At 70.8% G+C, this 11967-nt stretch carries 14 protein-coding genes; 5 read left to right on the top strand and 9 right to left on the bottom strand.

Annotated features, from left to right (window positions below; all coding sequences use genetic code 11):
• Positions 1–17: 17 nt before the first annotated feature.
• Positions 18–764 (bottom strand): demethylmenaquinone methyltransferase, encoded by a 747-nt coding sequence (locus tag ABCU91_RS05770; RefSeq protein ID WP_413355134.1) that lies wholly within the window; start codon positions 762–764, stop codon positions 18–20.
• An 80-nt stretch (positions 765–844) separates the two neighbouring features.
• Here ABCU91_RS05770 and ABCU91_RS05765 point away from each other — a divergent pair, with 80 nt between their 5' ends.
• Positions 845–2095, top strand: a complete 1251-nt coding sequence (locus ABCU91_RS05765; RefSeq protein WP_413355133.1) for an isochorismate synthase — start codon at positions 845–847, stop codon at positions 2093–2095.
• A gap of 12 nt (positions 2096–2107) precedes the next feature.
• Here ABCU91_RS05765 and ABCU91_RS05760 read toward each other — a convergent pair whose 3' ends face one another.
• Complete coding sequence (locus ABCU91_RS05760; RefSeq protein WP_413355132.1) at positions 2108–2587, bottom strand: MarR family winged helix-turn-helix transcriptional regulator; 480 nt, start codon at positions 2585–2587, stop codon at positions 2108–2110.
• A gap of 40 nt (positions 2588–2627) precedes the next feature.
• On the opposite strand from ABCU91_RS05760, the gene ABCU91_RS05755 reads away from it, so the two are divergent.
• On the top strand, positions 2628–3548 hold the full coding sequence (locus ABCU91_RS05755; protein WP_413355131.1) for an EamA family transporter: 921 nt from the start codon (positions 2628–2630) through the stop codon (positions 3546–3548).
• Here ABCU91_RS05755 and ABCU91_RS05750 read toward each other — a convergent pair whose 3' ends face one another.
• The 3 genes from ABCU91_RS05750 to ABCU91_RS05740 form a co-directional block, all read right to left on the bottom strand.
• Positions 3549–4238 carry an esterase/lipase family protein gene (locus ABCU91_RS05750; protein ID WP_413355130.1) on the bottom strand — a complete coding sequence of 230 codons (690 nt, stop codon included), beginning with the start codon at positions 4236–4238 and terminating at the stop codon, positions 3549–3551. It abuts the gene before it with no gap.
• Positions 4235–5020: an alpha/beta fold hydrolase gene (locus ABCU91_RS05745; protein ID WP_413355129.1), complete on the bottom strand. Its 786-nt coding sequence runs from the start codon at positions 5018–5020 to the stop codon at positions 4235–4237. The genes ABCU91_RS05750 and ABCU91_RS05745 overlap by 4 nt, the downstream gene beginning before the upstream one ends.
• A 77-nt stretch (positions 5021–5097) precedes the next feature.
• Positions 5098–5280: a DUF1905 domain-containing protein gene (locus ABCU91_RS05740; protein ID WP_413355128.1), complete on the bottom strand. Its 183-nt coding sequence runs from the start codon at positions 5278–5280 to the stop codon at positions 5098–5100.
• Here ABCU91_RS05740 and ABCU91_RS05735 point away from each other — a divergent pair.
• Together ABCU91_RS05735 and ABCU91_RS05730 are read left to right on the top strand one after the other, a co-directional pair.
• Positions 5279–6043: an alpha/beta fold hydrolase gene (locus ABCU91_RS05735; RefSeq protein WP_413355127.1), complete on the top strand. Its 765-nt coding sequence runs from the start codon at positions 5279–5281 to the stop codon at positions 6041–6043. The genes ABCU91_RS05740 and ABCU91_RS05735 overlap by 2 nt on opposite strands.
• A gap of 42 nt (positions 6044–6085) precedes the next feature.
• Positions 6086–7408: a DUF222 domain-containing protein gene (locus ABCU91_RS05730; protein ID WP_413355126.1), complete on the top strand. Its 1323-nt coding sequence runs from the start codon at positions 6086–6088 to the stop codon at positions 7406–7408.
• Positions 7409–7506: 98 nt separating this feature from the next.
• Here ABCU91_RS05730 and ABCU91_RS05725 read toward each other — a convergent pair whose 3' ends face one another.
• The 3 genes from ABCU91_RS05725 to ABCU91_RS05715 are packed head-to-tail and all read right to left on the bottom strand — an operon-like array spanning position 7507 to position 10611.
• Positions 7507–8379 (bottom strand): PPK2 family polyphosphate kinase, encoded by an 873-nt coding sequence (locus ABCU91_RS05725; protein WP_413355125.1) that lies wholly within the window; start codon positions 8377–8379, stop codon positions 7507–7509.
• A gap of 56 nt (positions 8380–8435) precedes the next feature.
• On the bottom strand, positions 8436–10214 hold the full coding sequence (gene menD / locus ABCU91_RS05720) for a 2-succinyl-5-enolpyruvyl-6-hydroxy-3-cyclohexene-1-carboxylic-acid synthase (protein ID WP_413355124.1): 1779 nt from the start codon (positions 10212–10214) through the stop codon (positions 8436–8438).
• Between the two features lies 1 nt (position 10215).
• Positions 10216–10611, bottom strand: a complete 396-nt coding sequence (locus tag ABCU91_RS05715; RefSeq protein WP_091351788.1) for a PLD nuclease N-terminal domain-containing protein — start codon at positions 10609–10611, stop codon at positions 10216–10218.
• Between the two features lie 76 nt (positions 10612–10687).
• Between ABCU91_RS05715 and ABCU91_RS05710 the strand changes: the two genes are divergently transcribed.
• Positions 10688–10978, top strand: coding sequence for a DUF4229 domain-containing protein (locus tag ABCU91_RS05710; RefSeq protein ID WP_091351787.1), 291 nt, complete (start codon positions 10688–10690; stop codon positions 10976–10978).
• Positions 10979–10981: 3 nt separating this feature from the next.
• On the opposite strand, the gene ABCU91_RS05705 is transcribed toward ABCU91_RS05710, so the two are convergent.
• Complete coding sequence (locus ABCU91_RS05705; RefSeq protein WP_413355123.1) at positions 10982–11962, bottom strand: 1,4-dihydroxy-2-naphthoate polyprenyltransferase; 981 nt, start codon at positions 11960–11962, stop codon at positions 10982–10984.
• Positions 11963–11967 lie beyond the last annotated feature (5 nt).

Here is an 11967-nt window from a genome sequence, read left to right as displayed (position 1 = left end):
AGCGTACCCGTCGCGCTCTAGGCCTGGTCCGGGGTTGCGGGCTTGTGCGCGCGGTGCAGGGCGACGATCCCGAAGCTGAGGTCGCGCCACGCCACCTGCCCCCAGCCTGCGCCGCGCATGCGCCCGGCGAGGGCGCGCTGGTCCGGCCAGTCGCGGATCGACTCGTTGAGGTAGTCGTAGGCTGCCGCGTTCGAGCTGAAGGCGCGGGCGACGACGGGCAGGATGCGGTCGTTGTAGAAGCGGTAGAGGCCGCGCATGAGCGCTGCCGGCGGGTGCGAGAACTCGCAGATCACGAGCGTTCCGCCCGGCTTGGTGACCCGCAGCATCTCCCGCAGAGCCTTGTCGGGGTCGTTGACGTTGCGGAGGCCGAACGAGATCGTGACGGTGTCGAACTCCTCGTCGGCGAAGGGCAGCGCCGTCGCGTCCGCCTCGACGAAGGACAGGTTCGGGATGCCGCCGTGCCGCCGCTTGCCTTGGGCGATCATCCCCGCCGAGAAGTCGCCCGCGACGACGTCGGCGCCCGAGCGGGCGAGCGAGACCGAGCTCGCGCCGGTGCCGGCGGCCAGGTCGAGGATGCGCTGACCGCGGCGCGGCGCCACGGCGCGCGTCGTCGCGATGCGCCACAGCTTGTCGTTCCCGAGACTCAGCACCGTGTTGGTGCGGTCGTAGGCCGGCGCGACCTCGTCGAACATGCCGCTGACGCGGGCGGGATCCTTGCCGAGGTCCGCGCGGGTGGACGGGGTGCGGGAGGGCTGGTCGGTCACGTGTCGAGCCTAATCGGGGCGGGGCGCCGCCGGGCTGGGAGGGCGGGGCCGCCGCACCGGCGCCGGATTAGGCTGGCCGGGTGACCTCGTCTGCACTCGGCATCCCGCGGCTGCGTGCCGTCACCCGCCGGATCGAACCGGTCGATGAGCCGCTCGTCTACGCCTCGCCCGACGACCCGACCGTGTGGTCCCGCCGCGGGGACCTGCTCGTCGGCGTGGGTCGTGCGGCAGAGCTCCCCGGCGGCGCGCCGGCCGCGCAGTGGTGGCGCGACGTCGCCGCCGCGGCGGAGATCGACGACAAGGTGCGGATGCCGGGGTCCGGCCTCGTCGCCTTCGGCGCCCTCCCCTTCGACCCGGCGAACAGCTCGGCGAGCGCTGCGCTGGCCGTGCCGCGCATGATCATCGGCCGCCGCGGCGACACGAGTTGGGTCACCCACGTCTTCGTCGAGGGCGAACCCGAGCGCGACGAGCCCCAGGCGGTGACACTCGGCCCGCACTGGTCGGCCACCGTCGGCCCCGGTGCGTGCACGCCCGACGGCTATCAGGGCGAGGTGCGCGCCGGTCTCGATGCGATCGCGTCCGGCGAGGTCGCCAAGGTCGTCCTGGCCCGCGATCTGGTGGGCACCGTTCCGGCCGGGTCGGACCTGCGGCGTCTGGTTCGGGCGCTCGCCTCGGCATACCCCGACACCTGGACCTTCGCGGTGGACGGCACGATCGGGGCGAGCCCCGAGACGCTCGTGACCGTCTCGGGCGGCACCGTCACCGCTCGCGTGCTGGCCGGGACCGCCGCGCGCGGTGCCGACGCGGACGCCGACACGGCGGCATCCGTCGCCCTCGCGACGAGCCCCAAGGATCTCGACGAACACCGGTACGCCGTGCAGAGCGTGCTGACGTCGCTTCGCGAGCACACGACCGCACTGGTCGCCGAGCCCGAGCCGTTCATGCTGAAGCTGCCCAACGTCTGGCATCTGGCGACCGATGTCGAAGGCTCGCTGTCGGGGCACGCGTCCTCTCTCGACCTGGTCGAGGTGCTGCACCCGACCGCCGCTGTCGCCGGGACTCCGACACAGGCGGCGCTCGAGGTCATCCGCCGCGTCGAGCCCTTCGACCGCGGCCGTTACGCCGGACCCGTCGGGTGGATCGACGCCGCGGGCGACGGCGAGTGGGCCATCGCTCTGCGCTGCGCCCAGTTCGACGTGCGCACGGATGCCGGGGCTGACATCCCGCTCATCGCCCACGCCGGCGCGGGCATCGTCGCCGGAAGCGATCCCGAGACGGAGATGCTCGAGACCCGGGTGAAGTTCCGCCCGATCGTCGACGCGCTCGCCTGAGGGGCGCGGCGATCACCCCTCGCCGGCCAGCTTCGACAGCAGGCCGGCGAGCGCGCTGCGCTCACCGGCCGTGAGTGGTGCGAGGATCTCTCGTTCGGTCGCCAAATGATCGGGCAGCACTCTGTCGAGCAGTTCGCGCCCGGCGTCGGTGAGCCGCACGAACTTGCCGCGGCCGTCGTCGGGGTTCGGCTCGCGCACCACGAGACCCAGCCGATCCAGGCGGTTGAGACGCTGGGCGACCGCACTCGAGGTGATCATCGCGTCGGCGGCGAGTTCGGCGGGAGTGATCCGGAAGGGCTCGCCCTGACGCGCGAGGGTCGCGAGCACGTCGAACGTTCCGGCGTCTATGCCGTGCGAGGCGAAGGTCTCAGCGAGCCTCGCGTCGACGACGGCTGCGGCGCGGCTCAGGCGACCGATCACCGCCATCGGACTCACATCGAGACCTGGCCGTGCGGAGCGCCACTGCGCGAGGATGCGATCGACGTGGTCCACTCCTCGACCATATCGCTAAGCAGTGAGCTATATTGACTAAGTGCTTAGCAAAATCACGTCGGCCGTCGCGATAACGGCGGTCGCTCCGATCCTCTGGGGCACGACGTACCTCACGGCGACGACCCTTCTCATCGCGGACCATCCGCTCCTCACCGCGACGGTGCGCGCGCTGCCCGCCGGCATCCTCCTTCTCATCATCGGACGGCGGCTCCCCCGCGGCTCGTGGTGGTGGAAGTCGGTCGTGCTCGGCGCGCTCAACATCGGCGGCTTCTTCGCCTTCCTCTTCATCGCCGCCGACCGGTTGCCCGGAGGAGTCGCGGCGGTGGTCGGGGGCATCCAGCCCCTGCTGGTCGCGGTGCTCGCCTCTCGCCTGCTCGCCGAGAAGCTGACGGGGCGGGTCATCGCCGCGGGGGTCGCCGGGGTGACCGGCGTCGCGCTAATCGTCCTGCGGGCCGCGGGCGGGCTCGATGCCATCGGTGTCGCCGCCGCCCTGCTGGGTGCGGTGTCGATGGCACTCGGAGTGGTGTTGACGAAGGCCTGGTCGAACGAGCACCCGCCGCTCGTGGTCACCGCATGGCAGCTCGTCGCCGGCGGCCTCATCCTCGCCGCGCTCGTCGCCGTCTTCGAGCCTCTCCCCGATCAATCCCCCACGCTCACGAACATCGCCGGCTACGCATACCTCACCCTCATCGGCACTGCGCTCGCCTACGCCCTCTGGTTCCGCGGGATCGCCGCACTGCCCGCACGGGTTCCAGCCTTCCTCGGACTCCTGAGCCCGGTCGTGGCGCTCACGATCGGCGGCCTCATCGCGGGAGAGACCCTCACTCTGACGCAGGTCTGCGGCGTCGTGCTGGTGTTCGCCTCCGTCGCGGTCGTGATCGGCGGAGTGTCAGGACGGGGCCGGCGTCTCACGGACATTCCCGCCGACCCAGATGCGGGGTCGGCTGACCTTCACAAGTGATCAGCGTGCGGCTCGCGGCTCCTCCGACAACGCGATCAGCTCAGCGATGACGCGAGGATGCGCCAGTACGCGGAAGTGTCCGCCGCTGTCGAGTCGGACGTTCTTCGCGGCGCCCGGCAGCTCGCTTCCCTCGGGGATGTGCGGATCGAACTGCCCGTAGACCGACACGATGCGGCCGTTCACCTCGTGCTCCTTCGACAGGGCGACGATCGTCGCGCTCCGGGGCGAGAAGATGCGCAGCGAGGGGAGGACCATCACGCGGCCGTAGCGCGATCCCCCAAAGGGCGTCGCCACGGCGAGCATGCTGTCTATCCGGCGCTCGTCGGCATCCCGGACCATGGCACGTTTGCCGACGAGGCCGCCCTTGCTGTGCGCCAGCAGGACGCAGCCACGCAGGTCGTGCTGGGCGAGGTACTCGACCACGCGGGCCGAAGCTTCGTCGACGGGACGTCGGTTGCGCCGCAGGACGGGCAGGACGTGCACGGGATGCCCACGGTCATGCATCGCCGTGATGAGCGGGATCATGAACCGCCAGGTCTCGTACACGCCGGGAAGGATCACCACGGGAGTCAGGTTCCCCGTCGTGAACTCTCTCGGATCGGTGCGGCCCAGCGCGGCGTTCAGCTGCCACCGGAGCGCGTAGAGGTAGTCGCGCACCCACCATGCGGCGTTGCGGAGGAGTCGGATCATCGCCGGACCCCGGGCACCGGTGGTGTCCGCGCCGCAACGAAGGCGGTGATCGCGTCTGCGGCATCCCGCGGCGCCCTGTCCTGGACGACGTGGAAGCCTTCCGGGATCTCCGCGACGGCCGCATCCGGAGCGGCGGCAGCCAGCCTGCGGCACCACGCCCCTCCCGCGACGGGATCGCGCGCGCCGCGGAGCACGAGCAGGGGCAGCGAGAGCAAACGCACGCGATCCTCCAGGGGGTAGGCGAGCATGTGCCGGAGCTGCCGCGTGTACCAGGGGATGCCGCACCGGAGGTAGTCGCTGAACACGAGCCAGTTCGCCCTCGACGTCTCACCGAAGGTGTCCAGAGCGAGCGCTCGGGCCTGCGCGAGGGCCGTCCGGTGACGATCGTCGACGACCGGGCCCATCGCGACCACATGAGTAATGAGATCGGGACGTTGGATCGCCAACTCGACGACCCACTGACTGCCCATCGAGTGCCCCACGGCGACGGCGTCGTGCAGGCCCAGACGTTCGAGCAGTCCCGCGATCGCCTCGGCCATCGCGGGGACGTCGAGGTCCTCACCCGGCTTGGGCGTTCCCCCGAACCCGGGCAGGTCGATGGACACGACCGACTCGGTACGCCCGAGTTCGGCGTGCAGTCGACGCAGGTAGCGATGCGACATCCCGATGCCGTGCACCAGCAGGATGGTGCGCGTCGCCGAAGGGACCCGCGAGCGCACGACGCGGAATCGCCGTCCGTCGACCGTCACGTCCTCTGCGGTCGCATCGTCTCGACGTCTCATGTGCCCTCCCTCCCCCGCCCTGCCGGCCGGGATGCATCACGCTAACCGCGCGAGGAGGGCCGCCGCCGGGGGTTGACCTAGGTGAGGCGGCGGGTCAGGCGAACGGTGACGGTGTCGCCGATCCCCTTGCCGAGTTTCTTGCGGACCGCCGCGTTCAGGGACACCATGTGGCCACCGGTGCCCGTGACCATCAGACCGACGTTCGGCATCTCGACGGCGTCGACGGTCAGGTCCACCCGGGATGGATAGCCTCGACCCATGACTGTCGTCCTCCTGCACGGCTGGCCCGGACTCCCCTCGGACTACGACCAGGTCGTGTGCCACCTGAGCGGGGAACGGGTCATCGTCCCCGACCTCGCGGGATTCGGGGCGGGGTTCACCGGCGCGTCGACCGCATTCGATGCGACGGCCGCGGCGCACGCCGGCCGACTCCTCTCCCAGCTCGACGAGGCCGGTGTCACCGGGGGCGCCGTCATCAGCGGATACGACATCGGCAGCCGCATCGCCCAGGCAGCCCTCCGCGCCGACCCTGACCGGTTCGACGGCGCGGTGCTGACGCCCGCCTATCCGGGGATCGGCGACCGTGCGGCATCCCCCGCACTCGCGTCGACCTTCTGGTACCAGCACTTCCACCGCGAACCCGTGGCCGCGGCGCTCATCGACGGCGACGAGCGCGCCGTCCGGACGTACCTCACCTATATCTGGGAGACGTGGCGAGCGGATGCCGCTCCTCCCCCGCACCTCGACGAGATCGTCGCGGCGTACGCGCGGCCGGGGGCGTTCGCCGCGAGCCTCGAGTGGTACGCCGCCAACCGGGGATACGCGGCGGACGAGGGCCCGATCACGGTTCCGACGACGATGCTCTGGGCCGAGCAGGACCCGCTCTTCCCGATGGAGTGGGCGGACAACCTCTCCCAGCACTTCTCGGACGTCCACCTCGAGGTCGTGCCGGATTCCGGCCACTTCGTACCGGTGGAACGACCGGATGCCGTCGCGAAGGCCATCCGTTCCCACCTGCGCTGACCGGCCCGAGTCGATGTCGGAGGTTGGTGCGAGAGTGGAGGCATGACGGAAGCAGCGGAAACCCCCGATGGTGAGGCGTATCTCGCCGCCATCGCGGCCATCGTCGCGGACGTCGAGGACATCGGAGTCGAGTTCACCCGGGTGAAGATCCGTGAGCTGCGCGCCCTGGCCGCCGCGGGGCGGCTGGCGGACGAGCAGGGCGCACCCCGGAACGCGAGAGTCCAGGTGCACGACATGGTGCTGCGGTCGATCTCTGCCGAGGTCGCTAGGGTGATGCGGATGACCGACGGGGCCGTTCAACGGCGGATCGGGGAGGCTCGGACGATCATCGAAGGATTCCCCGCCGCGGTCGCCGCGTGGGAGTCCGGGCGCATCGTGCAGGGGCACGTAAAAGCGATCGTCGACGCCCGGCTGAACCTCCCCGCGGAGATGTGGGCGGAGTTCGAAGCGATCGCCATCGAACGCTGCGAAGGCGAGACCCCGAACCGAGTCCGAGGTGAGCTCGAGATCCTCGCCCACCGAATGCACCCACGATCGTTCGCGGAACGGCATGAAGAGGCAGCCGCCGGCCGGTGCGTGCGACTGGTGCCGGGGCGGGACGGCATGTCGGACCTGATCGCGACGCTGCCGACGGTGATCGCGGAAGGGATCCATGACCGGCTCACTCAGCAGGCACGCGCGATCATCGACACCCGCGACGAGCGCGCGTCCGGCGAGAACGCCGACGTTGTCACGACCGACGCGCGCTCGACCGACCAGGTTCGAGCCGACGTGTTCGCCGACCTCCTCCTCGCAGGCACACCCGCGCTCGATGACACGCGTGACACGACCGCCGGTCCGCTCGGCGCAATCCGCGCTCGCGTGCAGGTCCTTGTTCCCGCCGCGACGCTCACCGGTGCGGATGACGGGCCGTGCGATCTAACCGGCCGCTCGCCGATCGACCCTGCGACCGCCCGCACGCTCGCCGGATCGACGTACATCTGGGAGCGGTTGTTCCACGACCCGACGACCGGGGTTACCGTGTCGACCGATTCGTACCGTGTTCCGTCCGGGATGAGACGGTTCCTGCAAGCCCGCGACCAGCACTGCCGGTTCCCCGGATGCCGCGTCGCCGCGATCCGCTGCGAGATCGACCACACCCACGACCACGCCCTCGGCGGCAAGACAGAACTGTCGAACCTTGCTCACCTGTGTCAACGGCATCATTCGATGAAGCAATTCACCGCCTGGCAGGTCCGACAACTTAAGGGTGGCGTCCTCGAATGGACCTCACCCCTCGGCAGGACCTACCGCGAAGACGCACCCACCCCGGCCGTCGCGTTCACCCCTGCCGCAGCACACCCCGGAGACCCGGCACCCTTCTGAACGGCCCGCGCAGGGCGCCATCGTGCACCGATGCGGGCGAGGCGAGATCGTCCGACCCGCCGCTCTCCAGAGACCGCCGTGGTGCGCGATGTCGGCGCTCACGTAGCGGCGAGTCGCGCCTTCTCAGCCTCCACATCGAAGTCCGCCGGGGGCCACTGCGGATCGATGCGCTCCAGGACGTCGATGAGGAGCGCCTGCACAGCGAGCCGGGCGTACCACTTGGCGTTCGCGGGAACGACGAACCATGGCGCCTGGTCCGTCGACGTCCGCTCGAAGAGCGTCTGGTACGCGTCCATGTACGCCGGCCACAGCTCGCGCTCGTCGACATCGCCGGGGTTGTACTTCCAGTGCTTGTCGGGGCGCTCGAGCCGCTCGGCAAGCCGCGACTTCTGCTCGTCGCCGGAGATGTGGAGCATCACCTTCACGATGTGCACGCCACGGTCCACGAGGCGCTTCTCGAAGTCGACGATCGCTCCGTAGCGTCGCTCGATCTCGTCCGCCGGGGCGAGCTGCCGGACACGGCCGATCAGGACATCCTCGTAGTGCGATCGGTCGAAGACGCCGATGTACCCCGGCTCGGGGACCTCCTTCTCGATCCGCCACAGGAAGTCGTGCGCCAGCTCCTCCGGCGTCGGCTTCTTGAACGCCTTCAGGTGCACGCCCTGCGGGTCGGTGGCGCCGATGACGTGCCGGACGATGCCGCCCTTGCCCGCAGAGTCCATCGCCTGGAGCACGAGCAGCACCGACGAGGAGTCCGGCTGCGTCCGGCTCTGCGCGTACAGCCGCTCCTGCAGCTGATCGAACTGTGCCGCCGCGGCGGCGAGGTCGGCCTGGCCCGCCTTCTTGCCCCTGTCGTACCCGGGCGTCGAATCGGGATCGACGTCCGCCAACCGGAAGCCCGAGCCGACCCGCAGCAGCGTGGTCGGCGAGGTGGTCCAGTGGCCGCCGGAAGGGTGGGGCGTCGCAGTCATGCCGCTCATCCTGCCGTGCGGCGACGCGCGACGCGACGGTCTTGCGGATGCCGGTGCTATCGCTCCAGCGGGACTTCGATGATCTGCCGCCCGCCGACCGGCGACGTCAGCGCCTGATCGAGAGCGCCGCGCGTGGTGACCCGCCGGTACTCCCACCCGTACGCTCTCGCGAGTTCTTCGATGCGCGCGGTCTGCGGCGTGTACTGGACCCGCTCGAACGCCGCGGACCCTGCGACTCCCGCGACCTCGAGACCGTCGAAGATGGTGCCGCCGCCGTCGTTCCCGACGACGACCTGGATGCGCGGCTCCGCTTCGGCCGACGGATGCAGGAGCGCCCCGACGTCGTGCAGGAACGCGAGGTCGCCGAGCAGGACCCGGGTGACCCCGGGCGTCGCGCCCCGCTGGGACGCCGCCGCGATGCCGAGGCCCGTCGCGATGGTTCCGTCGATCCCGGCGAGACCGCGGTTCGCATGGACGGGGACCTTCTTCCCACCGAGGATCTCATCGGCCACCCGCACGAGGCGGGACGAGCCGAACAGCAACCGGTCATGCGGCCAGGTCGCGCGCCAGAGTGCGTCGACGAGACCGGCCCGGTCGAGCGGCGCACGGATCGCCCCGAGTTCGGCGGAGATCGCCCCCAGCCGCTCGGCGGGGACGGCCGACGCCAGGGCATCGGCGTCAGGAGCGGCGGGACTGAGATCGACGATATGGTCGCGCGACGCACGCATCCAGGCGCCCAGCCAGTCCCGATCGCCCCTCTCAGCGGTCACGGCATCGACCGGGAGCGTCGCCCCGTTGAGGTTCAGGTTCTCCCCCGGTCCGCGCACGGCGAGAACCTCGACGTCGTCGCGGCTGAGCAGGCGCGCGACCTCGCGGCTCAGGGTGGGGTGCCCGAAGACGACGACGCGTTCGATGCGCCCGCCGAGATCGGGATCGGACAGCAGACGGCGGTAGCCGTGCACGAGGTGTCGTCCGTAGCGTGCGCCGCTGACGATCTCGGCGATCAGGGGGAACCCGCCGTCATGCGCGAGCTGTTCGGCATCCGCTCCCGCATCCGCCCCGGCGACGACGATCGTCCGCGGGCCGGCTTCGAGCACGACCGGCTCCGCCTCGACCGGCTCGACTGCGGCACCCACGCCGCCGCCGCCCTGGTAGTGCGCACCCCACTCCGCCTCGACGGTCTCCTCCGTGACGGATGTCTCGGATGCCGGAGCATCGACCGGCGCTGACGGGAGCCACGCGGGCACCTCGCCGGCGAGCGGCTCGCGGAAGGGGACGTTGAGGTGCACGGGGCCAGCGACGCGGGATCCGGCGCCGACAGCGGCATCCCACCCTTCGTCGGCCGCGGCTCGGAACGCGGCGACCTCGTCGGCGTCGAAGGAATCGGCCACCCCCTCGGCCACCGGGAGATCGGCCTCGAGCCGCACGAACCCGGCGAACATCCCGGGCTGCCGCGTGGCCTGATTCGCGCCGATGCCGCGGAGCTCCGGCGGACGGTCGGCGGTGAGCAGCAGCAATGGCACACCGGAATGGTGGGCTTCGAGGACGGCGGGGAGGAGGTTCGCGACCGCCGTACCCGAGGTGCAGACGACGACGGCCGGCATCCGGTCCTCACGACCGATCCCGAGGGCGGTGAAGCCCGCGACGCGCTCGTCGATACGGACGTGGAGGCGGACGAGCCCGCGTGCTTCGAGCTCGGCGGCGACGAGCGCGAGCGCCTGCGACCGCGACCCGGGTGAGACGACGATGTGGCGCAGCCCGCGCTCCACGAGTCGAGTGAGCAGCGCCGCGGCGGCATCGGTCGCCGGCGCGCGCCCGGGTCCGGCAGTCGTCATGTCAGGAACGCGAGCCGCGCGACTGCTCGTCCGTGTCGTCGTCCGACTGCGGATCGACGGGACGATCGCGCGGGTCGGGGGACTCGGAGTCGAGGGCGGCCAGTTCCTCCTCGAGGCGGCGGATGCGCTCGTCCTGATCGCTCGAGGTTCCGATGCGACCGAGGAAGTCGGGATCGTCGTCGGGTGCCCGGAAGGTCACGCGCTGCGACGACGCGCGAGCGCGGCCGATCACGAACCAGAGGATGCCGCCGACGACGGGAAGGAGGATGACGATGAGCAGCCAGATCGGCTTGCTGACCCCGCGATGACGGGTAGGCGGCTGCAGCGCGCAGTCGACGATGCTGTAGACCCAGAAGGCGGCGAACAGCAGCGCCAGAATCAGATACACGCGCGCCATTCCTCCATCCTAGGCGCGCCGTCGCGCCCTGAGGCGGCGCGGCTGCCGCTCAGACAGGCGGCCGTAGAATGGGGGCATGCGTGCCCGGTCCGCCTTCGTCTACGCGCTGCTGCGGCTGCTCGCCTTCTTCGTCCCGTTCGGGATCATGATGCTGTTCCCCGTGCTCCGCGAACAGTACTGGCTCGCCGCGATCTTCTCGGCGCTGATCGGCCTCAGCCTCTCGATGCTGTTCCTCCGCCGCCCGCTCGACGACGTCTCGATGGGGATCGCCGAGCGCCGCGAAGCGCGCCGCCGCGCGAACAGCGACGAGGCGGTTGAAGACGCGTTCCGCGATGAGGATGCCGCATCCGACGGCACCGTCCGCTGACCGTCAAACCGCGACGTACGCCCAGAGGATGAACCCGCTCCACGCGAGCGACGCGATCGAGCTCAGCTGAAGCGCGACGATCAGTTCGCGCGGCGTCCGGTAGGTCCAGACGATCAGCGTGGCCGACAGCGTCACCAGCAGCACGAGCAGCGACAGCCACGCGACCGGGTAGACGACGCCGAGGACCGGCACGACTGCGAACGGCACCAGCATGAACACGGTGTAGAGGACCTGCGACGCGCGCTTGCCGATGAGGACCGTCAGGGTGCGCTTGCCCGCGACGCGATCCTGGGCGATGTCCCGCAGGTTGTTGGTGATCAGCACGCCGCACGCGAGGGCGCCGACGGCGATCGAGGGGACCCACGACTCCTGCGGCACGGACCCCGCCTGCACGTAGGTGGTGCCGATCGTGGCGACCGGGCCGAAGAAGACGAAGACGAACAGCTCCCCCAGGCCGAAGTACCCGTAGGGCCGCTTGCCGCCGGTGTAGAACCAGGCGGCGACGATGCAGACGGCTCCGACGGCGAGCAGCCACCAGAACTGCGTGCGGATGACGACCGCGATGCCCACCAGCGCCGCGATCGCGAAGAAGATCAGCGCGGCCGTCAGGACGGCGCGGGGCGTCACCCGACCCGACGCGGTCAGGCGCGTGGGGCCGACACGGTGGTCGTCGGTGCCGCGGATGCCGTCGCTGTAGTCGTTGGCGAAGTTCACCGCGATCTGCAGCGAGACCGCGACAGCGAGGCAGCACAGCGCGAGAACCCAGTGGAACCCGGCACCGACGGCGACCGCCGCGCCCGTGCCCACCAGGATCGGACTGATTGCGAGCGGCAGTGTCCGAAGGCGTGCCGCACCGATCCAGTCGCGGGCCGTCACCGGAGCGGGCTTCGGCGGCGCGGACGACACGCGTGCCTTCGCCGGGTTGCCACGCGGCGCGGCGCGCTTGGCGGCAGGCTTGCGGGAGGTCTTTCGGGATGCGGCCACGAGCA

Source organism: Microbacterium phoenicis (assembly GCF_047302325.1).
GTDB lineage: Bacteria > Actinomycetota > Actinomycetes > Actinomycetales > Microbacteriaceae > Microbacterium.
Note: the sequence above shows the minus strand (reverse complement) of the source record. Positions and strands in the feature narration are given on the sequence as shown.